Source organism: Bradyrhizobium archetypum (assembly GCF_013114835.1).
Taxonomy (GTDB): Bacteria; Pseudomonadota; Alphaproteobacteria; order Rhizobiales; family Xanthobacteraceae; genus Bradyrhizobium; species Bradyrhizobium archetypum.
This window is the reverse complement of the sequence record NZ_JAAVLW010000019.1, coordinates 1-20,876: the sequence shown is the minus strand read 5'-3', so window position 1 is coordinate 20,876 and position 20,876 is coordinate 1. Positions and strand designations below refer to the sequence as shown.

Here is a 20,876-nt window from a genome sequence, read left to right as displayed (position 1 = left end):
ACCAGTTTTTGAGATCGAGGTTCAGGAATAGCTTAGAGCATGGGTCTGTGTGGCTCGGCATCGCGAAGCCACTGCGGCCTTTGCACATCCCCACATGCTTGGTCCATATTGATGATGTTATTGGCCGCCAGGAAAGCCTTGCTTGCGGAACCCCGTGCAGTGTTCAGGAGCTCGACGGATTTCGGGAAGCGTTGGACAAGAACCTGGATGGACTTGTGGTGAACGAGAGGCTTTAGCGCGACAGGGCAGTGGCGAGTGTCGAAGAAGGTGCTGATCGAGATCGTCACCTCATCGCCGCGGCCGCCGAGCAAAGGCAGCCGCGCGAGCTCCTTGTGCAGGGTGTAAATCGAAGGCGTGCTCGAACGAATAGATGACTCAGCCATAGAGGATGTTGACTGGCATCACGGTGAGACGTTCGAGCTGAGATCCGTGTTCTCGAACACCATGACGTTCGATCCCCGTTGATCCGGACGTCCATCGCGGCGTCTTCGTCGACGTGCAGGATGTGGGAGCGCATCGTAGCCCGAGGTTCGGCGTCTTCAGCAGAATGATCACGCAGATGCCCTCGTCCTCACACGGGCGGCCTACCACATACCGGTGCTGAGGCAGGCGATCGGGGGTGAAGAGCGAAAATGTCGAGAGAGTCCCGCCTAGGCCGGTGATCACCGTGAAAAGATGAACGGTGACTGCGCACCAATTCCTTGGCCACCGGTCTGGTTGTGGTCGTCCTTGTCGAGCCAGCGAACGTGCAATAGATCGGGGCGACCTGGTCCCGGGCGAAGCCGCGGTCGTAGGTGCGGAACTCGATCTGTCTATCGTCGGCGGTGATATCGACTGCGCGGCTTAGTAAGTTATAGGTTCTCTAAATATTGGGCAGCGCCGATAAACTGCACGCTTCAGCCGAAACGAGTCGCGTCGGGGCGAAAAATGGGCAAGAAGAACGCAATCCCGACCGGCAATCCGCATACGCTTTCTGTATGAAGAGCCCCAAAATGAACACGTTAGGAATTCTCCGTCTGGACCGAGGCCTGCCTCCGGGTACTCCTGCAGCAGATCCTCCACCTGGCTCAATACTGAATCCGGCGACCTTTGAATTCCCGATTATTTCAGAGGTTGCGATAGGGGCTGGCGTCGAGCGGGTCGTTAAAGGCGATGCCACTTTAGAACCAGCATTCGTCGCTGCAGCCCATAGGTTAGTCGATCGAGGTGCTGTAGCCATAAGCTCAACATGCGGCTTTTCGATACGGCACCAGAGAGCATTGTCACAAGCTGTTCCCGTGCCGGTCGTGACGTCAAATTTGCTACTGCTGCCGTTGTTGCTACGACAACTTCCGACAAAAGCAAAGATCGCAGTTCTGACATATGACTCAAGACATTGCGGCGAGGATTTGTTTGACCTCGAATCTCCAGGCGACCGTAGCAGAATTGTAGTTGGCGGGATCGAAGGCGGTAAATTTTGGCACGACGAACTGAAGACGCCGCCGCCTCCAATAGATGTGCACTCGATCGAAATCGACGTTGCGGCCTGTATTACACGGTTACGTCACTCCAATCCAGAAATCGCAGCGATCTTGTTTGAGTGCGCGGCGTTTCCGTCGGTCACAGCTTCGATCCGTAGCCAGAGTCGGATTCCCGTCTATGATATTACTGACCTTTGTCGCATGACCATGGCTTCGGTCGCCGTAAGCTGAGTAAGAGCCGTAAGCTGAGTAAGATATGATATGGCATGAGACGCGGCCTCAATCAGAAGGCCAAGGCCTCTCCTCAAGTCAGCTCTAACGATGCGCTAGTTCGGTCGAAGGAAGCTCCGATATATCCAAGAGCCCTGTTGGTCGATCGCCGCTTCATCAGTCGGTGCCGGATCAGAATCGAGGAAGCCCTTTCAACCAGCAGAAGCCATGCGAGCGGTTTGCCAATACGCTAAAGCAACGAAGAGTTGTCCGGCATCACCTGGAGAATAGGTCAATGGAAAAGGAAATTCATTTCGAGCGCGCCGAGTTTGATCAGCGGGTCTCGGCTGTAAAAAAGGAGATGTCAAAACGAGGAATCGACGTCATCCTCCTGTCGGAGCCTGCTAATGGCAATTATCTGACTGGATACGATGCATATTCCTTTTACGTACCTCAAATGGTCATGGTAGCGCTCGACCACGAGGAGCCGATCTGGATCGGCCGTGGAATGGACCGAATTTCCGCGTTAATGACGACTTATCTCGCGGATGCGAACATTCGATCGTTTCCAGATGCTTACGTCCACTCAGCGCTGAGTCCTTATGCGTATGTGGCTGAAGTGGTAAAGGAAATCGTTGGCGAAAGCGCGCGAATTGGTATCGAGATGGCGGGTTACTATTATTCGGCCCGTGCCCACGCGGATCTCGTCGAGGCGTTGCCGGAGGCCACGTTTATTGACGCCGATCTCCTCGTTAACTGGATCCGCCTGATAAAAAGTCCCGCAGAGATCACGCTTATGCGGCAAGCCGGACAGATCGCCGATGCCATGATGCAAAGGGCAATCGACTTCATCGAGCCGGGCGTTCGCGAATGCGATATCGCTGCCGAGGTCTACCATCAAATGATGAAGGGTACCCCGGACTTTGGAGGAACTTACTCCTGCGCTCCACCGCATTTGTGTGTTGGCGAGAGAGCCCTCGCGCCGCATGCGCACTTTACCGACAAGCCTTTGGCCGCCTCCACAATCGTCAATCTCGAACTCTTCGGCAATCGCCTTCGCTACCAGGTCAACCTTGCGCGAACTATTGTAGTCGGAAAGCCAAGCCCCCAGTATCAAAAGCTTGCAGACGTCGTTGTCGAAGGCGTCAATGCCGGTCTGGGAGCAGTTCGTCCAGGGGTTACCTCCGAGCAGGTTCACGCCGCCTTTGCAAATACACTTGCTAAACATGGATTTGAGAAGGACTCGCGGCTCGGTTACTCCATTGGGTTAGGTTATCCGCCCGCGGTTGGTGAGAAAACGGTCAGCCTTCGGAAGGGCGACAAGACCGTGCTTCAGGCAGGAATGTGCTTCCATATGATGTCAGGTCTTTGGCTGAAGAATGACGGCATCACGATTACGCAGTCGTTCGCTGTGACAGAAGATGGCCACGAACCGCTAAGCCAACTGGCACGGAAGTTGTTTATCAAATGATCGTGTGAAGATATTGGTCGAACTTTAATTTCGACGGTCGCTGTTCATAGGGACCGTTTTTTCTTGCTTGCCTACCCTTTATAATCCCTGGTGACCTTGCCCCAATTATTATCCAGTTCTAAGTTCGCCTTGGCCGCTGGATTTGCCACGTTGGGCGGTGGTAGCGACGGGAGCTGGCGCGGAGCCCTCGGCACAGCACAGCGCCAGATCCCGGGCGCGGATTGGAGGTGAAGGCGAACTCGGACGACGTCTTCCATCCGAACCGCGAGTGTGGTCGTACATCGTTGTAATCGGCGCGACAGCATTCCGAGCGCAACGCGCGGCTGGATCGCCTTCGTATTTGACGTGATCGCCACCAGCGTGGCGGCCATTGAAGCCGAACTGGAAAAGGAAGGCGGCACGGACAAGCCGAAACTCGTGCCACCCGCACAAGGAGTTTAGCGCGCATCTGGAGTGAGTGGGCGGAGATCGTCGTCGAGTCCGAGGTGCAACCGTGTCGCCATCGCAGGCGACGGGCTCGACCTCGCGCTTCGCTTCGGCGACGGCTCATGGCACGGCACCGAAGCCATCCATCTGCTCTCAGCGCCGCTGTCGCCGGTGTGCCGTCCCGACGTTGCGGGCCGCCTGCATGCGCCGGCGCTAGCGCCGCTACGCCAGATGACACGCCACGAAATAGCCGTCGCTTCCGTGCCGCAGCTCGGGAGCGCTTTGGCGGCAGCGCTCTTCGGCGATCGGGCAGCGGGTGTGGAAGTGGCACCTTTCGGCGGCTTCATCGGGCTCGGCACATCGCCTTTGAGACGGATGCCGTTGCGCTTGCGCTTCAATTTGGAGTCGGGCACCGGCACGGCCGAGAGCCGCGCCTGGGGATAGGGATGCTGCGGGTTGCGGTAGAGGTCGCTCGCCTGCGCTAGCTGTGGAGCCTCAAGAGGTTGTTCCCGGCTAAACCGAGTCTGCTGATGGGTGTGTTGGCCTTCAGGCTACCATGCGGCCGGTGCCAATTGTAGCGATGGAGCCAGTTGGGCAGTTCGGCCGTGCGCTGGTCTGAGTTCTGGTAGGCCTGCGCATAAGCCCCATTCGCGAAGCGCGGTTTGGATGAAGCGCTCGGCCTTGCCGTTGGTCTTGGGCGTATAGGGCCTAGTAAAGATTTGGCAAAGGCCGAGGCGTTTGCAAGCTGCTCGAAAGCTCTTTGAGCGGTAGCACGAGCCATTGTCGGTCATCACACGCTCGACACGGACTCCGAGCCTGGTGAAATAAGCGACGGCGGCCTCAAGGAAAGCTACAGCACTTTCCTTGCGTTGATCGGGCATGACCTGCACGGAGGCGACGCGCGAAGCATCATAGATGCAGACATGGACGAACTCCCAGCCGATGCCATGGTGGCGGTTGATCGCGCCAGGATACCGCCCGGTGATGCGATGTCCCACCGAGCCGATCCGGCCGAGTTTTTTGATATCGAGATGGATAAGCTCGCCAGGGTGCTCGCGCTCATAGCGGCGGATCGGCTCGGCGGGCTCCAACGCGGCGAGCCTGTTTAGCCCGAGCCGACGCAGGATGCGGCTGACGGTCGCCGGAGAGATCCCGACCTCGGCCGCGATCTGCTTGCCGGTGTGGCGATGCCGGCGCAAAGCCTCGACTGCGGCGCATGTGGCAGGCTGGGTTTGGCTTGGCGATGAAAGGGGCCTTGAGGAGCAATCCGGCAAACCACTCACGCCTTCCGCGCGGAAGCGCTTGACCCATTTGGCCACCGTCTTCGCCGAAACCTCAAATTTCAGCGCGGCTGCGGCGTGGGTCAGGCCACCTTCGATGACGCTCCGCACCATCGCCTCTCGACCTTTCGGCGTCAGAGGCGCATTCTTATGGGTGCCCATTCGGTTCTCCCCTCGGAATCGGAAGCTTCAGCAACCTCAGCTTCCTCGGTCAGGGCCGAATGGACAACCTCCTGAAAGCTCACAGCTAGCTCGACGATGCGGCCGAGATACATCACCGCGACGCAGTCGGAGACGTGCTCGACCACCGAGAGATCGTGCGCGACGAAGAGATAGCTGAGGTTCAGCTCGGCCTGGAGGTCTTCCATGAGGTTGTAACCTGCGCCTGGATCGAGACGTCGAGCGCTGACACCGGCTCGTCGCAGACGATCAGCTTCGGCTCGACCGCAAGCGCGCGTGCGATCACGATGCGCGGGCGCTGACCGCCCGAGAATTCGTGCGGGTAGCGACGCATGTGCTCCGCCTCCAGCCCCACCTTCACCAGAAGGCCCGCCACGCGCTCCTCACGCTCCTTCGCGGAGGACGCGAGATTGTGGATGGTAAATGCTTCGCCCAGGATCGCGCCGTCCGTCATGCGTGGATTAAGGGAGGCGAACGGATCCTGGAACACGAGCTGCATGTTCCGCCGCATAGCGCGCAGATCGTTGCCGCCGAGCTTGCGCACGTCCTACCCGTCGAAGATGACCGCCGTCGGTCGGCTCGACCAGGCGCAGCACGCAGCGCCCCGTGCTCGACTTGCCGCAGCCGGACTCGCCGACGAGATCGAGCGTCTCGCCGCGATTGACGGAGAACGACACGCCGTCCATCGCATAGACGCTGCCGATGGCGCGACAACAGGCCGCCCAGCACCGGAAAATGCTTCTTCAGGTTGGAGACACGCAGCAAGCGCTCACTCATGACGCGTCTCCCAGATGACAGGCCATGCGATGGCCGGGTACGACCTCGCGCAAGAGCGGCTCCTTCTCGGTGTAGATGTTCATGGCAAAGCGGCACTGCGGCGCAAAACGGCAGCCCACCGGCGGATTGATCAGGATCGGCACCGAACCGCCGATCGCTTCCAGCCGCTTCTTGTGCTCGCTTTCAAGATCGATGCGCGGGATCGAGCGGATCAGCCCTTGCGTAAAGAGCGGCAATCCGATTTGCGTCGCCAGCTGCTTGACATGCATGTCAAAGGGGGCGTGGTGAGGTGCAGCTCTGCCTTGGCCACACTGGGGTTGCTTGCACCCTCAGAATAGCGCGCAGAGCTCGCCTAATAGTCGTGCGTCTCAGCTTTACTGTCGGTAGGGCTGTTCTGACGCTAGCCTCCAGAAGGCCTCAGGGTGATGAAACAGTGATTTCAGCAGGCCAGGCTCATTCCTACGGGTTTCATGATTTCGATTAGCGAACGGTCAACCTGACCTCGTCTGGCTGTCGTTGTGAGGCGGGGAAGCTCGGATCTGCCAATGACGCCGCCGACATCGGAGGTCTGTAGGCCCACCAATATCGAGGATATGCCTCAGGGACGACTGCGGGAAGGACTAAGGCGCTTAGCTTCGTCTCAAAGAGGGAAGGGTGCCCGGTGATAGCTACCACTGCGAGTCAGCGGACAAATCGTACGCGTAGGCGTAGCGTACCTCTCTTCAGGCTCGCGGAAGCTCGGGCATCTTGTAAGCTGTCATTGACGTGATCCGTTTACGAAGCAGTATATCACATTCTTGAACCGACGTGCCGCGACACCGCTTGAGATTTGCTCGTTGTAGGCTCGGTCTCGGTCGGGAGTCCTTTTGAAAAAGCCCGACTCCCGCCCCGCGGCCGGAAAATGGCCGCGCATGATGATCGAGGACCGCATCGGCGAGGAGGGGCGCGGCTTCGAGTACGTTCTGCACGGGATGAATCCCGAGCGCGTGCTTATCGCCTCGGGGCCGGTCGGCCTCGGACACCTCGCGCTCGCCGGGCCACCGCCTATGCCAAGGAGGGCGTCGTCTTCAATCGTCCGATCGGTCAGAACCAGGCGATCTAGCATCCGCTCGCCAGCAACTGGATGCAGCTCGGGGCCGCCTGGCTGATGGTGATGCGCGCGGCCTGGGAATACGATGCCGCCTTGCCCTCCTGTCCAAGCGCCAACGCCGCCAATCATCTCGCGGGCGAAGCGGGCTTCGATGCCAGTCAGCCGGCGGTGATGACCCATGGCGGCTTAGGCTATGCCAAGGAATTCCACGTCAAGCGCTATCTGCGCGAGGTCATGATCCGCGCATCGCGCCGATCAGCCCGCAGTTCGTGCTCTCTGCTTCATCGCCGAGAAGGTGCTCGGCCTGCCGAGGGTCTTATTGAGGAAAGCAAGCCATGTCGCAACCGTCGGGCTCGCTTTCTAGGCTTAGAGTCGTTGACCTCTGGCGGGTGCTCGGAGGACCCTACTGCAGCCAGATCCTTGGGGAGGACGGCGCGGGCGTTCTGAAGATGGAGCCTCCGGAGGGGATGAAACGCGCGGTTGGGGACTGCCCTTTGTGGATGGCGTCGCCGCGTATTATCGCGGAGTCAATCGCAACAAGCGCAGCATCGCGTTGAACTTGTCGAACCCCGAAGGCCAGGCGGCGCTGTTGGGCTGATCGAGAAAGCGGACGTTCTCGTCGAGAACTACAAGCCGGGCACTCTGGAGAAGTGGGGCTTGAGTGAGTAGCAACATGAGGGGGACATTTCCCCCGCCTGATCCACTGTCGCGTATCGGATTACAGCGATAACGGTCCTCTCGGGGGAATGCTGGGAAAAGCGTCGCGGTCAGTTTGTCGAAGCCGCTCTCGATGGTTGTGCTCTTTCAAACCTTCATCTGCATCTAGCGAACTTGTGTGTCTCCGAAAAAAACTCCCGGCCGCACTGGCAATGCGCACCTAAATGTTGCGCCCTACAAATTTCGCGACTGGTAGCGGGATCATTTTCCGGCGGTAGGAAACGACAGTCAGTTCAAGCGGCTGTGGGCAAATTGTCGGTGCCATCAAAATTGCCGGACGACCCTTGTTTCCACACAAATGCAACGCGCGTGCAAAATAGGCAGGAGACTCGAAAGAACTCTCGACCAAGCATTGGCATTGCACCACGCGCCATTATCGGAAACGGTAAGTCGGCACGGCGTCCCTTGCGGCCCGGCGCTCGATGCGGGAGAGGCCTTACTAGACCACCATACCATTGCCCGAGGAATGATCCTTTGGATCGGCCACTACCGCGGCATCGCTTCATCGATCAAGATCGCGCGCACACCGGCCACCGCAGAAAACCTCCGCGCCCAACGCAGAGGCGAAGGACCCCGAGGCAGACTTCGGGCAAGACTCTAATCTAGAAACTGAAACGAACGATTTTGAACGATGAAGCTATTGGTGCCCGTCAGGCGGGTGTTGATTACAACCTGAAGATCCGCGTGAAGGCGGACGGTTCAGGCGTCGAGCTTGCGAACGTGAAGATGTCGATGGCCCCGTTCGATGAGATCGCCGTGGAGGAGCCGCTGATCTGAAGGAAGCGAGCAAGGCGAGCGAGCCTTGTGGTTGTCGATCGGCCCGGCGCAGGCGGCGGAGACGATCCGCGCCGGCCTTGCCATGGGGCCGACCGCGGCGTCCTCGTCAAGGCCGATGGCGTGGTCGAGCCTCTTGCCGCGTCCATGCTCCTGAAGAAAGCCTGGAGCAGGAGAACCCCGGCCTGGTCATCCTCCGCAAGCAGGCGATCGACGACGATGCCAACCAGATCGGCCAGATGCTGGCGGCGCTGCTCGGCTGGCCGCAGGGCACGTTTGCGTCGAAGATGGTGGTCGGCGGCGGTTCGGTCGAAGTCACTCGCGCGGTCGATGGCGGACTCCAGACGGTTTTGCTGAAGCAGCCGGCGATCGTCACCACGGATTTGCGCCTGAACGAGGTGCGCTATGCCTCGCTGCCCAACATCATGAAGGCGAAGAAGAAGCTGCTCGACGAGACCACGGCTGAGGCGCTCGGCGTCGATGTTTCGCCCCGCCTCAAGGTGCTGAAGACGGTCGAGCCCGCCGGCCGCTTCGCGGTCGTCAAGGTGGCGAGCGCCGCCGAACTCGTCTCCAAGGTCAAGACCGCCGGGGGTGATCTGATGACCACGCTCCTGATCGCCGAACACGACTACGCTTCGCTCAAGAACACCACCGCCAAGGCGCTGACCGCAGCCTCCAGCTCGGCGCTCCCGTCCACCTCCTCGTCGCCGGTGATGGCACCAGGGCTGCGGCCCGATGCCACCCCAAGCTTCCAGGCGTCGAGAAGGTGTTGCTCGTCGATGATGCCGCTTACGGCCATGCGCTGGCCGAGCCTTTTGCCGCGCTGATCGTCAAGCTCGCGGGCAGCTACGACGCGATCGTCGCGCCCTCGACCACCACCGGTCAGAACGTGCTGCGCGCGTCGCGGCGCTGCTCGACGTGATCCAGGTCACGGCTGTGATGAAGGTGGTCGCGCCCGACACCTTCGAGCGGCCCGTCTATACCGGCAATGCTGTCAAAACGGTGCAGGCGAGCGATCTCAAGAAGCTGCTGACCATCCGCGCCGCCTCGTTTGCTGCGGCGGGCGAAGGCGGCTCGGCTGAGGTTGAGGCGGTCCCGGCAGAAAACCCCCGCACCTCGTCCTTGAAGGGCGAAGAGGTCGCCAAGTCCGACCGTCCGGAACTCGCTTCCGCCAAGATCATCATCTCGGGCGGCCGGGCGCTCGGCCGGCCGAGAACTTCGGCAAGGTGATCGAGCCGGTCGCCGGCAAGCTCGGTACCGCGATGGTCACTCGCGCGCCGCGGTCGATGCCGGCTACGCCCCGAACGACTGGCAGGGCAGGCAGCGCGGCGGGGTTTGGCGCCGAAGCTCTACATCGCGGACGGCAGCTCCGGCGCGATCCAGCATCTGGCCGGCATGAAGGACTCCAAGGTCATCGTCGCCATCAACAAGGACGAGGGGGCGCCGATCTTCCAGATCGCCGACTTGGGCCTCGTCGGTGACCTCTTCACCGTCCTGCCGGAGCTCGACGCCGAACTCGCAAAGGCTGGCAAGTAAGGCATGATCCACCTTTCCCGGGCCGTCTCAGGCGGCCCGTCCGCTCCCGCGACTATGGGCGGCAACGTCGCTTCATGACCCCGTCGCCGCCGGATGGCAGGAATATCGTTACCGGATTGGATCCCTGTGGATCAGCGCCGCACGAGCATATTCGCTGCCGCACTTTCTCTGCGCCACTCGATTGAACGCAGGATTTCATCTCAGACCGCAAACAATACGCAGTCATACGCCCAACCTTCGCCGGTATCGTAGCGCGATTGAGTACCACAACTCAAAAAGGTAGGCGAAAATTCCGTGCTGAATCCTTCGTGGGATAACCGCGGGGCGCCCGCCACTGCGAAAAAAACGCAGGTTGGGTGTTCGCCGTTGCCTTGCCGAATCATATGTTTGATGCTTGCTGGAGCTGCCTCTAATGCTGAAGAGCGACACAAAGCCTGTCTGGGATTGCGTAGAAGATCTAAAGTCCAGCTTCCGCGAACTTAGCGATCAGATCTGGGAACGTCCTGAGCTCAACTATCGAGAGTTCCATGCAGCGAGCAAGCATAAAGAACATCTCCAAGCTCATGGTTTTCAGATTGCAGAAGATTTATCCGGAATTCCGACTGCAATCATGGGTGAAGCCGGAGAAGGCGGTCCCGTAATCGCCGTTCTTGGAGAGTATGACGCGCTTCCCGGTTTGAGCCAGGAAGCAGGCGTGGCAGCCCAGCGGCCAATCACTCCGGGCGGAGCGGGACACGGTTGTGGCCACAGCATGCTGGGATCCGCTTCCCTCTGGGCCGCTGTCGCAGTCAAGAACTGGCTCGCTGAGGCGGGGGTCCTTGGGCGGATTCGGTACTATGGCGGCCCTGCCGAGGAGGGGGGCTCTTCCAAGAGTTTCCTCGTTCGGGATGGGGCATTCGATGACGTCGACGTAGCGATTAGCTGGCACCCAACGGCATTCACGGGGGTACTCAATCCAGTTTCATTGGCCTGCGTCGAACTAGAATTCACTTTTCATGGCCGCGCTTCGCATGCGGCGCTTGCTCCCCACCTCGGGCGTAGTGCGCTTGATACCGTGGAGCTCATGAATTTCGGCGTCAACCATATGCGAGAGCATATGCCGACCTCTGCGCGTGTTCACGACGCCGTGATCGATGGCGGAGGCACTTCCCCTAAGTTGTCCAGGCGCGAGCTGTCGTACGTCATTTAGTTAGGGCGCGCGACCTCGCAGAAATGGAGGTTGGTTGAACGCGTCAAAAAGATCGCTGACGGAGCCGCGTTAATGACCGACACTGCTGTTGAGGTTAAGCAGGTTTCTGACGAGGCCAACCTTGTACCCAACGCTCCATTAGAGGAAGCCATGCATACGAACCTACTCCAACTCGGAGGGCTGGGCTTCGATGATGCCGATCGGGTATTCGCCAAGAAAATACAAGAGAGCCTCTCGCGTGATGATGTTCGAGTGGCTTACGTACGGTTCGGCCTTCCAGCAAGCGATGAACCGCTGTCAGAACAAGTTGCCCCACTATATGCAGCATCTACCGACGGAATCGGCTCGACCGACGTCGGTACTGTAAGTTGGGTTGTTCCTACCGTTCAGTGTCGCACCGCCTGCTTTGCAGCTGGTACCCCTTTTCATTCTTGGCAATTGGTCGCTCAAGGCAAAGCCCCAGCCGCCCACAAGAGTATGACGCTGGCCGCAACGGCCATGGCCGGCTTGGCCACCGACTTAATGGCCAATGCGGAACTTCTTGCGACAGCCAAGGGTGCATTTGCAAAATTTCGGCAGGAAAACCCTTTTAGGAATCCCGTCGGCCCAGAAGCGAAGCCAGCACTAGAAATGTCCGCCTGACGGCGGACACAACCTGGCGGCGCCACCATAAAAGTACAAATATTAGGATCAAGCATGTCGCGATGGGCAGCTGAAAGCCAAAACAAGAGATTGGGCTTCGTGCTACTCATCGCGCCTGCGGTAATGCTCTTGGCCGTCTTTTTGATACTGCCGATGATGTCGGTTTTCAGAGCCAGCTTCTATCCGGGCACCAGTGCGCTCGGTGCGTCGGGATTCTCCCTGCACCAATACTACAAGTTCTTTGCAGACAGCTTCTATGTTTCCGTCTTATTGGAGACAATCGTTTATGCCCTTATAACTTCTCTCGGGTGCCTTCTGCTCGGCTTTCCCGTCGGATACTCGCTCGCGAGATTGCCGCCGACGCAACGCCGAGTCCGAATGATTCTGATTATTGTGCCGCTAACGTTGAGCCTCGTCGTTGTCGTTTTCGGTTGGCTCGTTCTGCTTGGACGGCAAGGACTCGTGAATAATATTCTAATGGGGATCGGGCTCATTGATACGCCTAAACAGCTGCTCTTCAACCGATTTGCTGTGATCGTAGTTCTTATACAGCAATTCTTGCCGTTCATGATACTTTCTGTCATGAACGTGGCGCTTCAGATTGACCCCGTTCTTGAGCAAGCTTCTACGAGCCTTCGGGCAAAGCGCCTTAGGACGTTTTGGAAGATCGTGATTCCTTTGGCCGCGCCCGGCATTATTTCCGGCTTTACGCTTGTCTTTGTGATGACAGTTTCTGCATTCGTCACGCCCCGCCTTATCGGCGGACCAAAGGCTCATATGATTGGCGGACTGGTTTATGAAGAGGTCCTGATCACCTTGAACTGGCCATTTGGCGCGGCGATGTCATTCATCCTGCTTGCAGTCGGTCTCGGGACTTTGGCGACCGTTAGCATCTTGATTGTCCGCCCGCTTGCTCGAGGTCTCCATGTCCGTTGATATCCAAGATCGGCTGCTGAGCATCACAGGTGTCGTTGTACGTTGGCTGGTGTACGTCATGCTGCTCTTGCCAGCCATAATTGTCGTTGCCACTTCGTTTACGCCAGGCACGGCGCTCACCTTTCCTCCGCCTGGTTTCTCGCTGCGTTGGTACATTGCCGTGTGGGAAAGCTCGCTGTTTATGAGCTCGCTCGGGCTAAGTCTGAGATTGGCCGCGCTCGCGACGGTTTGTTCGCTAATTATCGGGCTAGCTGCGACATTTGCGACGGATCGGTACGTCTTCCGCGGCCGCGATTTTGTTCGCGGATTTCTGCTTTCTCCCTTGCTGATCCCTACGGTCGTATTGGGCCTCGGGCTCATGCAGTTTTTGATCTGGATCGGCTTGAACCAAACGTTCATCGGTCTCCTGCTCGGCCACCTCGTGATTACACTTCCGTACGTGGTGCGAACTTTGACCGCGAGCATGGTTTTGTTCGACCGCAACCTCGAGCAGGCGGCGATGAGCTTACGGGCCACGCCGGCGAGGGTGTTCCGCACCATCACGATCCCGTTGCTATTTCCGGGCATAATGTCAGCAATGGTTTTTGCTTTTGTCACCTCATTTGGAAACGTAACCCTATCCGTATTCCTCAGCTACCAGGATCGGATTACGCTCCCAATTCGCGTTCTTACTTATGTTGAACAAAACTACGATCCGCTGGTCGCAGCAGTCTCTTCCATCGTCATCTTTGTAACTGTGTTCACGATCTTCTTGGCCGATAGGCTCTCGGGATCGAGATCGGTCATCTAGGTATGCAAATGCAAAACATCGCAAAAGGAGCGTTCGCGCCCGCTAATGAGCAAGACTTCGTCGTCTCGTTTAGAAACATTGAAAAGATCTATGGCGGGGTGAAGGCAGTCGACGCCGTTTCCTTGGATATCCGCCGAGGCGAGCTTGTTTGCCTCCTGGGTCCATCAGGTTGCGGTAAAACCACTACGTTGAGGATGCTGGCCGGCTTTATCGATCCGACAGGCGGAGAAATCCTGATCGAGGGACAGAACGTCACAAGGCTTCCCGCCTATCGCCGCGATATCGGCATCGTGTTTCAGAACTATGCCCTGTTTCCGCACATGACTGTAGCCAAGAACGTAGAATACGGTCTCATCAGTATCGGCATGAAGAAGGCTGAGCGACAGGACCGTGTCCAGGAAATTCTTCGTCGGGTAGAGTTGCAGCATCTCGCCGACCGGTACCCCAGAGCTCTTTCCGGGGGCCAACAGCAGCGCGTCGCTCTCGCAAGAGCATTAGCACTTCAGCCGAAAGTGCTCCTTCTCGATGAGCCCTTTTCCAATCTCGACGCCCAGCTGCGCGTCCGGCTTCGGGAAGATTTGCATGGACTTATTCGGTCCCTCAATATGACAACCTTGTTCGTCACTCACGATCAGGAAGAAGCATTGACCCTGGCTGATCGAATTGTAGTGATGAATCAAGGATTGGTGGAGCAGATTGGCAGCCCAGAGGAGATTTACGATGCGCCATCCTCTCGATTTGTGGCTCAGTTCATAGGAAGTTGCGCTCTCCTCGAGGGTAACATCGACGGGGATGGTCAGTTCACCTCACATGCGGGATTCCAGCTTCAGACAAGCGCTTCCCCTGGTACTGCTACTATCGTCATTCGCCCGGAGTACGTGCGACGGTCTGAAGAGCTGCCAACTCTTCGGAGCTACCGAGCTCATGTCGATGCAAGTGACTACCACGGTCACACAAGTCGTCTGCAACTCTCGGTCGGCAGCGACAAACTTTTGATGGACGCAAGATTTCCGGTCGGCAGGAAGCCGAACCAAGGAGATCTTATCGACGTCGCGATTGATCCGGCCGGCGTCCGCGTCGTGCCGCAGCAAGCACAAGAATGGCGCAAGCAAAACACAATCTAACCGCTGGGTAATTCTTATCACGCCGGCGCTCCTAGAGGGCCGATCTTTCATTCTAACCGCAGGAGGAGTAAATGAAACGTCGCGATTTTCTGAAAACAACTGCAGCAGCATTCGCATTACCTCTCATCGCCGCTCCAGCTGTTCATGCACAGCAGAAGCGTTTTTCCGGTGTCACTCTCAGAATCAATGGATACGGAGGGAATTATGATAAGGCGCTCATTGAAGGCGTCGCCAAGCCCTTGGAAGAAAAGACTGGACTGAAGGTCGAATACTTTGCTGCGCCGGTTCAAGGTGAGGTTGTCAAGCTAATCTCGAATAAAGGCAATCCGCATGTAGATCTGTTGATGGTTGACAATAACCTGATGCCAGAACTCATTGCTGCCGATGTTCTCGATCCGATCAAAGTTTCCGATGTTCCAAATGTCTCGCGCATTCTCCCGGGATACCGCGAGTTTAATGATTTTGGGGCTCCATTTGCGGTTTCGTCCCTAGTCCCGGTGTTTAACTCCGACAACATCAAACCGGCCCTTACAGGTTATGCCGACATCGCACGCTCAGATCTTAAAGGGAAAGTCGCCATCCCGGGTACTACTATTACTGCGTCGGCGCTCGTCCTTCTCGCGCTTGCCGAAGCAAATGGCGGTTCAGTGTCCAACATGGAACCTGCCTTTAAGTTTCTCGCGGAAGCGAAGGATAACGTCGTAGCGACCCCGAATAGCACCGTCGCTCAACTCCAGCTTTTCTCTCAAGGAGAGGCACAGGCCGGAATTTTCTGGGACGGACGGGCTTACGAGCTCCGGCAATCTGGAGTGCCGATACAGACAGTGGTTCCGAAGGAAGGCATTTATGCGGTCTCAAGTTACGTGAATCTGGTTAAGGGTGGCCGAAATCGAGAGGCGGCTCTTGCCTATATCGAGCAGGCTCTGTCTGACCAAGGACAACTGGCACTGCCAAAAGCATTCCGCTTTGGCGCGACCACCAACGTAGCTCTCGGCGAACTGCTACCCGACATTCTGCTCAATTCGCCGGAGCGAGTTGCAATGAAGCGAAAAGTAGACTGGGCAGCGCTCATGAAGCAGCGCGGCGAACTAGCCGAGCGTATGAACAAAGTTCTGCGCGGCTGAAACACCACTGATGCGCTGAGGGGGCGGCCCGCCCCCGCTTGGTGCTCAAACATATATCTACTGTTGTCTAGGACCCAATTTGCCGACACGATCAAGTTCAATCCCTGCGGAATTTTGGTAAGCGTGCGGCGTAGCGGTCAGTCAGGCTGCCTTTTCGACTCGCTTGTTTCGGTCGCGCCAGTTCCACGGAAGCAGTCCGTCGAGCCCTTGGACTGGATGCGCAGCGATGCGCGCCAGGACGTCGGCGAGCCAAGCCTGTGGATCGTTGTCGTTGAGCTTGGCGGTTTATGCCGACTGCCGAGCTATGTCGAATGGTTTTGAGAAGAACCCGTTGTTTGCGCGTACTTGCGGCTGGTCAACCGGTCGTCGTCCCGGTTCCATTCGGCATAGTCTGGCGTCTTACAGCGCCTCAAGGAAGGCGAGCAGGCGGTCACTTGGCTGGACGCAGGTTTGTTTCCGGCGCTGATTTGGCTTGAGCTTTGCAGGGCGGCTTCCTTGAGTGTGAGGTGGGCATGCAGGTAGGCCTGCGTCGTTTCGATCGACTCATGACCAAGCCACAGCGCCGATCCCCGGGCAATCGACGCCAGCTTGCAGTAGCTCCATCGCAGCGCTGTGCCTCAGCACGTGCGGCGACACCTGCTTGGAGCATCTTTCGCTGGCGACGCGGACTTACTTAGCTAGGAGCGATTGGACACTGTCTGGGCTGAGCCGCCCGCAATGAACATTGGGGAACAACGTCCTCGCGCCGCAGCTCGCCGGTTCCTTGAGCCATGCATGGAGGGCGATCCGCGCGTGCGAGGTCAGTGGTGTGCATCGTTCCCAGCGACCCTTGGCGACGCATCGCACATGGGCGCCAGTGCCGAGATGGATGGCCTCCCTGTCGAGGCTGATCAGCTCGGAGAGGCGCAAGTCTGTTTGGGCCGCGAGCAGCAGCGCCGATCGAGGCGCCGGGCCGCCTCTTCCATCAGCTCCGGACAAGCCGAGAGATACCAATAGGTGCCGCACACGCAGGTGTGACCAAGGTAACTGGAAAGCGCCGGAAGTTGCTGCTCGACATCGATCCTGTCGCGATACTAGCCGAGAAGTGTGCGGATGGCGAAGCGGTGCCGGAAGTCGTGCGCGCGGGGCCCGCTATGGTCGCCAAGGCGTCGTGGGCCGATCTCGTGGGACAAGCGCCAGAAAACACGATGAACATACTGGTGCAGCAATCGGCCGCCGCACTCAGCCACGAAGAAGTGCGCACCGCAGCGCGCCCCGAGGTGAGCATCCCGCCGTTTGGCGTAGCTGCGGAGAGCCGCGCGGGTTGTCGGATGCAAGGGCACGAGGCGATTTGCCGAACTTGCTCTTTCAGAGTGTGAGCACGCCTTCCTCGAGATCGACATCGGCCCAGCGGCGCAGTCCGTTTACAGGAGGCAGGGAAATTGCCGCCGTCAATAATGCCCTAATCTCCGCATCGCTGTAGGTATAGGGCTTGGCCCGCTTCAGAGGCTGTAATATCCCGGCGCGCGGTACCTCTGTCTCGGGATTGATGTTCGCGAGATGGGCGCGAAACCGCGCACATCGGTTATCCCGATCGGCCGCGGCTTCCTCTATCTCGTGGCGATCATGGACTGGGCGAGCCGGGCAGTGCGGCTATCGAATATTATGGACACCTCGTTCTGCGGCGCTCGAGGAGGCGCTCGCCTGCTTCGGCACCCCGGAGATCTTCAACACAGACCAGGGGCAGCCAGTTCACCAGCGCCGCCTTCACCGACATGCTGACGGCAGCCGGCATTCGCATCTCGATGGACGGCCGCGGCCGTTGGATGGACAACGTGTTCATAGAGCGGCTGTGGGGCTCGCTTTACAGGCTCTACCAATTCTTGGAGGAGATTGCGGGCCTCAGGTCAGTTAGAAGTTCCTCGAGGCTGATCTCCGTTGGAACGGGCCTCGTCTATGAGGCTAGCAGGAACGGGCCTATGCCAAGAGATAAGGACTTTGCCAACGGAAGGACGTTGTCAGTCTTGCTGGATCAGATTTTGCTGAGCCTGTCCGCCGTAACCACAGCAATCCTTTTCGCTTGGCTACTATACTACAGCAGTTACGGTCTCGATCTCGACGACGAAGGTTTCTACCTCAACTCCATCGCGAACCCATTCGCCTACACAATCAATGTGCCGCCGTCCCTTTTCGGATTCGTCTATCACTGGCCATATCAGTGGGTGGGCGGCGACATCGCAGTGCTTCGCATGGCGAACGCCACGCTTACCATGTCGCTGGGCTGGATTCTCAGCTTCCTTGTGATCCGGCGCCTCTGGACAGCGGACTGGCCGGATGCGGCGGTGCTTTCGGCAGGGATCGCCAGCCTGGCATTAGTCGACTTTCACTGGTGGATGCCCACCCCCAGCTACTACTCACTGGCCTTTCAATCGCTCTTGATGGTGATGATCGGCTTGCTGCTAGCCGACGGGCTAGGGCGCATCTGTCAGGTCTTGGGGTGGATCCTGGTCGGCGTTGGCGGCTGGTGCTGCTTCATGGCCAAGCCAACCACCGCTGCGGCCATTGCCCTCGTCGTTGTGCTCTATGTCGTCGTTTTGCGCCGAAAGTCGCTGCTGCCCATGCTTGGCGCGGCGCTGGTCGCTCTTGCTCTACTGATCGTTACCGCCTACTTGGTTGACGGCGGCATCACCGGGCTGGTGACCCGTATGGTCAACAGCGCTGAGATTGAAATCCTGTTGGGCGCCGGGCACGAAGTGTCTCTCATGTTTAGAATCGACGGGCTCGCAACCAGTCGCTCGCAACTCGCTATCGCTGTGTTACTAGCGATAGCACTTATACTCAGCATTCTCATGGGGGCTACGCACAAGTTGCTCCTCTCGCTGGCTCTCGCTGCGGTGTTGATCGTAACAATAGCGATTGCGCTGCTGGGGACCGACCCGATCAGTATCGAGTCCTCGACCCTATTCCTGGTGCCGGCCTTCACATGCCTTGGCGCGATGTTCTATCGTGAGGGATTGGTTCTGCGCACCCAGGCTCCCACCAGCATCGCTCTAGCGCTAACCTTTTTGGTCCTGCCGCACCTGTTCGCACTAGGCTCCAATCTCAATTACTGGTACCTCGGTTCGAGGCAAGCATTGTTCTGGATGCTCGCGGTGGTTGCCTTCCTGAGCCCTCTTGCGCAACGCAGCGTGGCCACCCTAATGCCGCTGGCAGTGTTGGCACAGTTGCTCGCTGCATCAGTCATCAATGGTGGCTTTCTCAACCCGCACCGTCAGGTCAAAGATCTGCGCGCTTATACCGCTGTCATGGCGCTGCCAGGTGGTGGGAAATTGGTGCTCTCGCAATCCTTCCACGACTATCTGGCCACGGCCAGAGCCCAGGCTCGTGCGGCCGGACTTGCAGTCGGTACCCCGGTGGTCGATCTCTCTGGCCACTCGCCGGGCCTGCTGTATGTGCTCGAGACGCGAGCGCTCGGTCTACCATGGTTGATCGGGACGTTTCCCAGCGGGAACGTAGCCTTCGGGAATCGGTTTGGTCTGCCATGGCTGCTCGGGGGATATCCGGGCACTAACGCAGCCGCGATGGAAGCGCTCAGAGTTGAGAACTGCGCCGATCTGGCCAAAGCGTGGGTACTGATCGAGCCGGATGGCCCGCGTCATCTTGACCAAGCCAGTGTCATGGCATCCTTTGGAGCCGGGCAGGCGGACTACGTCGCTGCCGCTACGTTCGAGCCCCCCGTATTTGACGTAGATTATTCAAATCCTGCCAAGCAGTTCCTGTTGAAGCCCGTACGCCCCGCTGCGCTGGCGGAGCAATCCTGCCGTGACGCCAGGCGACAACGGCCGGATAGCCAGAAAGGGAGCCAATGGTGAAAGCTGTGATCCTCGCGGGTGGCCTTGGAACCCCGAATCTCCGAGGAAACCCACCTTTGGCCCGAGCCCATGATCGAGATCGGCGGCAAGCCAATCAATCTGGGTGTGAGGATCAGCGCGACTAGTAGGCTTCTTCCGGATATTTGGTGTAGCGATCGTCAATCTACTTTTCTGCGTTTCCGGTGCCCGTCATGCGTGGGCAAGCACTTTGCTTTTGACCTTGCCCCACGGGCTTGATCCAGTTTGAAGTTCTCTCTGGCCCACAACAAGGACCAGAGCATGAAGCGCAGCCGCTTTTCGGAAGAGCAGATCATCGGGATTTTGAAGGAGCACGAGGCCGGCGTGTCGGTTGCCGATCTGTGCCGCAAGCATGGCGTCAGCGCCGCCAGCATCTACAAATGGAAGGCCAAGTTCGGTGGGCTGGACGTGTCGGAGGCCAAACGGCTGAAGACGCTGGAGGACGAGAACACACGGCTGAAGCGGCTCTTGGCCGACGCCATGCTGGACAATGCGGCCTTGAAGTATTTCGTGGGAAAGAAATGGTGACGCCCGCGACCAAGCGGAAAGCTGTCGCCCATCTCCGAGACGCCTTCGGGATGAGCGAACGGCGGGCGTGTAAAGCCATCGGCTGCTGTCGCATGGCCATGAGATACCAGACGAGCCGGCCGAGACCTGAGGGACTTCGCCAGCGCATGAGGGCGATCGCCCAGGAACGTCGTCGTTTCGGCTATCGACGCCTGCATGTGCTGCTCAAGCGGGAGGGCTATCTTGTCAACCACAAGAAGCTGTTCCGGCTGTACCGGGAAGAGAGGCTCGCGGTGCGCCGCCGTGGCGGCCGCAAGCGCGCAATCGGGACCCGGGCGCCGATGACGGTGCCGATGGCGCCGAACGACCGCTGGTCACTCGACTTCGTGTCGGATCAGCTCACCGATGGTCGCCGCTTCCGCATTCTGACCGTCGTCGATGATTGCACCCGCGAGTGCCTGGCGCTGGTGGCCGACACCTCGCTGTCCGGCACCCGGGTGGCGCGGGAGCTGGACCGGCTGATGATTGAGCGCGGCAAGCCAAAGATGGTGGTCAGCGACAACGGCAGCGAGCTCACCAGCAACGCCATCCTAACATGGGCCGATCAGAGCCGCGTCGCCTGGCAGTACATCGCGCCGGGCAAGCCCATGCAGAACGCCTTCATCGAGAGCTTCATGTATAGACGGCCCCGCGGATGCAAGGGATTTCAGCAGCACTTTGGATACCGGTCGGGTGCGTTCATGTATACGGCCTGTTAGTGCGACCGATGCCATG

The 20,876-nt window shown here is 58.7% G+C and carries 12 protein-coding genes and 14 pseudogenes; 19 read left to right on the top strand and 7 right to left on the bottom strand.

Going from position 1 to position 20,876, the window contains the following annotated elements; genetic code table 11:
- Window positions 1-32 precede the first annotated feature (32 nt).
- Entirely contained in the window at window positions 33-383 is a 351-nt protein-coding gene (locus HCN50_RS32370) for a hypothetical protein (protein WP_171713920.1), read from the bottom strand.
- A 609-nt stretch (window positions 384-992) separates the two neighbouring features.
- Between HCN50_RS32370 and HCN50_RS32365 the strand changes: the two genes are divergently transcribed.
- Window positions 993-1,691, top strand: a complete 699-nt coding sequence (locus tag HCN50_RS32365; RefSeq protein WP_235977361.1) for an aspartate/glutamate racemase family protein — start codon at window positions 993-995, stop codon at window positions 1,689-1,691.
- A 274-nt stretch (window positions 1,692-1,965) separates the two neighbouring features.
- A complete protein-coding gene (locus HCN50_RS32360; protein ID WP_171713919.1) occupies window positions 1,966-3,141 on the top strand; it encodes a M24 family metallopeptidase in 1,176 nt (391 codons plus the stop codon).
- A 108-nt stretch (window positions 3,142-3,249) separates the two neighbouring features.
- Here the strand turns inward: HCN50_RS32360 and HCN50_RS32355 are convergent.
- Window positions 3,250-3,479 (bottom strand): annotated as a pseudogene (locus HCN50_RS32355) (integrase core domain-containing protein); the annotation flags it as partial.
- 151 nt (window positions 3,480-3,630) lie between these two features.
- Between HCN50_RS32355 and HCN50_RS34920 the strand changes: the two are divergent.
- A pseudogene (locus HCN50_RS34920) lies at window positions 3,631-3,777 on the top strand (LysR family transcriptional regulator); the annotation flags it as partial.
- A 271-nt stretch (window positions 3,778-4,048) separates the two neighbouring features.
- Here HCN50_RS34920 and HCN50_RS32345 read toward each other — a convergent pair.
- The 3 pseudogenes from HCN50_RS32345 to HCN50_RS32335 form a co-directional block, all read right to left on the bottom strand.
- Window positions 4,049-5,009, bottom strand: a pseudogene (locus HCN50_RS32345) (IS481 family transposase).
- An 83-nt stretch (window positions 5,010-5,092) separates the two neighbouring features.
- Window positions 5,093-5,804, bottom strand: a pseudogene (locus tag HCN50_RS34030) (ABC transporter ATP-binding protein); the annotation flags it as partial.
- Window positions 5,801-6,031, bottom strand: a pseudogene (locus tag HCN50_RS32335) (oligopeptide/dipeptide ABC transporter ATP-binding protein); the annotation flags it as partial. The pseudogenes HCN50_RS34030 and HCN50_RS32335, both read right to left, overlap by 4 nt.
- Window positions 6,032-6,721: 690 nt before the next feature.
- Between HCN50_RS32335 and HCN50_RS32330 the strand changes: the two are divergent.
- From HCN50_RS32330 to HCN50_RS32280, 11 genes and pseudogenes are all read left to right on the top strand, one after another.
- Window positions 6,722-7,258 (top strand): annotated as a pseudogene (locus HCN50_RS32330) (acyl-CoA dehydrogenase family protein); the annotation flags it as partial.
- A pseudogene (locus HCN50_RS34915) lies at window positions 7,230-7,563 on the top strand (CoA transferase). The pseudogenes HCN50_RS32330 and HCN50_RS34915, both read left to right, overlap by 29 nt.
- Before the next feature lie 271 nt (window positions 7,564-7,834).
- Window positions 7,835-8,212, top strand: a pseudogene (locus HCN50_RS34910) (CoA transferase); the annotation flags it as partial.
- A gap of 30 nt (window positions 8,213-8,242) precedes the next feature.
- Window positions 8,243-8,984: pseudogene (locus HCN50_RS32315) on the top strand (electron transfer flavoprotein subunit beta/FixA family protein); the annotation flags it as partial.
- Window positions 8,985-9,921, top strand: a pseudogene (locus HCN50_RS34025) (FAD-binding protein).
- A 412-nt stretch (window positions 9,922-10,333) separates the two neighbouring features.
- On the top strand, window positions 10,334-11,110 hold the full coding sequence (locus HCN50_RS34580; protein WP_311968260.1) for an amidohydrolase: 777 nt from the start codon (window positions 10,334-10,336) through the stop codon (window positions 11,108-11,110).
- A 72-nt stretch (window positions 11,111-11,182) separates the two neighbouring features.
- Window positions 11,183-11,752 carry a zinc-binding metallopeptidase family protein gene (locus HCN50_RS34575; protein ID WP_311968259.1) on the top strand — a complete coding sequence of 190 codons (570 nt, stop codon included), beginning with the start codon at window positions 11,183-11,185 and terminating at the stop codon, window positions 11,750-11,752.
- Between the two features lie 54 nt (window positions 11,753-11,806).
- Window positions 11,807-12,688 (top strand): ABC transporter permease, encoded by an 882-nt coding sequence (locus tag HCN50_RS32295; RefSeq protein WP_171713917.1) that lies wholly within the window; start codon window positions 11,807-11,809, stop codon window positions 12,686-12,688.
- Window positions 12,678-13,478, top strand: coding sequence for an ABC transporter permease (locus HCN50_RS32290; protein WP_171713916.1), 801 nt, complete (start codon window positions 12,678-12,680; stop codon window positions 13,476-13,478). Before HCN50_RS32295 ends, HCN50_RS32290 begins: the two co-directional genes overlap by 11 nt.
- Before the next feature lie 8 nt (window positions 13,479-13,486).
- Window positions 13,487-14,602, top strand: coding sequence for an ABC transporter ATP-binding protein (locus HCN50_RS32285; RefSeq protein ID WP_171713915.1), 1,116 nt, complete (start codon window positions 13,487-13,489; stop codon window positions 14,600-14,602).
- Window positions 14,603-14,673: 71 nt separating this feature from the next.
- On the top strand, window positions 14,674-15,726 hold the full coding sequence (locus tag HCN50_RS32280) for an extracellular solute-binding protein (protein ID WP_171713914.1): 1,053 nt from the start codon (window positions 14,674-14,676) through the stop codon (window positions 15,724-15,726).
- 141 nt (window positions 15,727-15,867) lie between these two features.
- Here the strand turns inward: HCN50_RS32280 and HCN50_RS32275 are convergent.
- A pseudogene (locus HCN50_RS32275) lies at window positions 15,868-16,011 on the bottom strand (transposase domain-containing protein); the annotation flags it as partial.
- Between the two features lie 384 nt (window positions 16,012-16,395).
- A complete protein-coding gene (locus HCN50_RS34905) occupies window positions 16,396-16,731 on the bottom strand; it encodes a tyrosine-type recombinase/integrase (RefSeq protein ID WP_376700350.1) in 336 nt (111 codons plus the stop codon).
- 38 nt (window positions 16,732-16,769) lie between these two features.
- Here HCN50_RS34905 and HCN50_RS32270 point away from each other — a divergent pair, with 38 nt between their 5' ends.
- The 5 genes and pseudogenes from HCN50_RS32270 to HCN50_RS32255 form a co-directional block, all read left to right on the top strand.
- On the top strand, window positions 16,770-17,084 hold the full coding sequence (locus HCN50_RS32270; protein ID WP_171713913.1) for a hypothetical protein: 315 nt from the start codon (window positions 16,770-16,772) through the stop codon (window positions 17,082-17,084).
- Window positions 17,085-17,292: 208 nt separating this feature from the next.
- Window positions 17,293-17,570: pseudogene (locus HCN50_RS32265) on the top strand (transposase); the annotation flags it as partial.
- A 159-nt stretch (window positions 17,571-17,729) separates the two neighbouring features.
- Window positions 17,730-19,577: a hypothetical protein gene (locus HCN50_RS32260; RefSeq protein WP_210265190.1), complete on the top strand. Its 1,848-nt coding sequence runs from the start codon at window positions 17,730-17,732 to the stop codon at window positions 19,575-19,577.
- Window positions 19,574-19,673 (top strand): annotated as a pseudogene (locus HCN50_RS34020) (glucose-1-phosphate cytidylyltransferase); the annotation flags it as partial. The gene HCN50_RS32260 and the pseudogene HCN50_RS34020, both read left to right, overlap by 4 nt.
- A gap of 183 nt (window positions 19,674-19,856) precedes the next feature.
- Window positions 19,857-20,776 (top strand): annotated as a pseudogene (locus tag HCN50_RS32255) (IS3 family transposase); the annotation flags it as partial.
- Window positions 20,777-20,876 lie beyond the last annotated feature (100 nt).

Excerpts from the sequence above, each read along its gene's own strand:
- HCN50_RS32370 (WP_171713920.1), bottom strand. The coding sequence starts at position 383 with ATGGCTGAGTCATCTATTCGTTCGAGCACGCCTTCGATTTACACCCTG.
- HCN50_RS32365 (WP_235977361.1), top strand. The coding sequence starts at position 993 with ATGAACACGTTAGGAATTCTCCGTCTGGACCGAGGCCTGCCTCCGGGT.
- HCN50_RS32360 (WP_171713919.1), top strand. The coding sequence starts at position 1,966 with ATGGAAAAGGAAATTCATTTCGAGCGCGCCGAGTTTGATCAGCGGGTC.
- HCN50_RS34580 (WP_311968260.1), top strand. The coding sequence starts at position 10,334 with ATGCTGAAGAGCGACACAAAGCCTGTCTGGGATTGCGTAGAAGATCTA.
- HCN50_RS34575 (WP_311968259.1), top strand. The coding sequence starts at position 11,183 with ATGACCGACACTGCTGTTGAGGTTAAGCAGGTTTCTGACGAGGCCAAC.
- HCN50_RS32295 (WP_171713917.1), top strand. The coding sequence starts at position 11,807 with ATGTCGCGATGGGCAGCTGAAAGCCAAAACAAGAGATTGGGCTTCGTG.
- HCN50_RS32290 (WP_171713916.1), top strand. The coding sequence starts at position 12,678 with ATGTCCGTTGATATCCAAGATCGGCTGCTGAGCATCACAGGTGTCGTT.
- HCN50_RS32285 (WP_171713915.1), top strand. The coding sequence starts at position 13,487 with ATGCAAAACATCGCAAAAGGAGCGTTCGCGCCCGCTAATGAGCAAGAC.
- HCN50_RS32280 (WP_171713914.1), top strand. The coding sequence starts at position 14,674 with ATGAAACGTCGCGATTTTCTGAAAACAACTGCAGCAGCATTCGCATTA.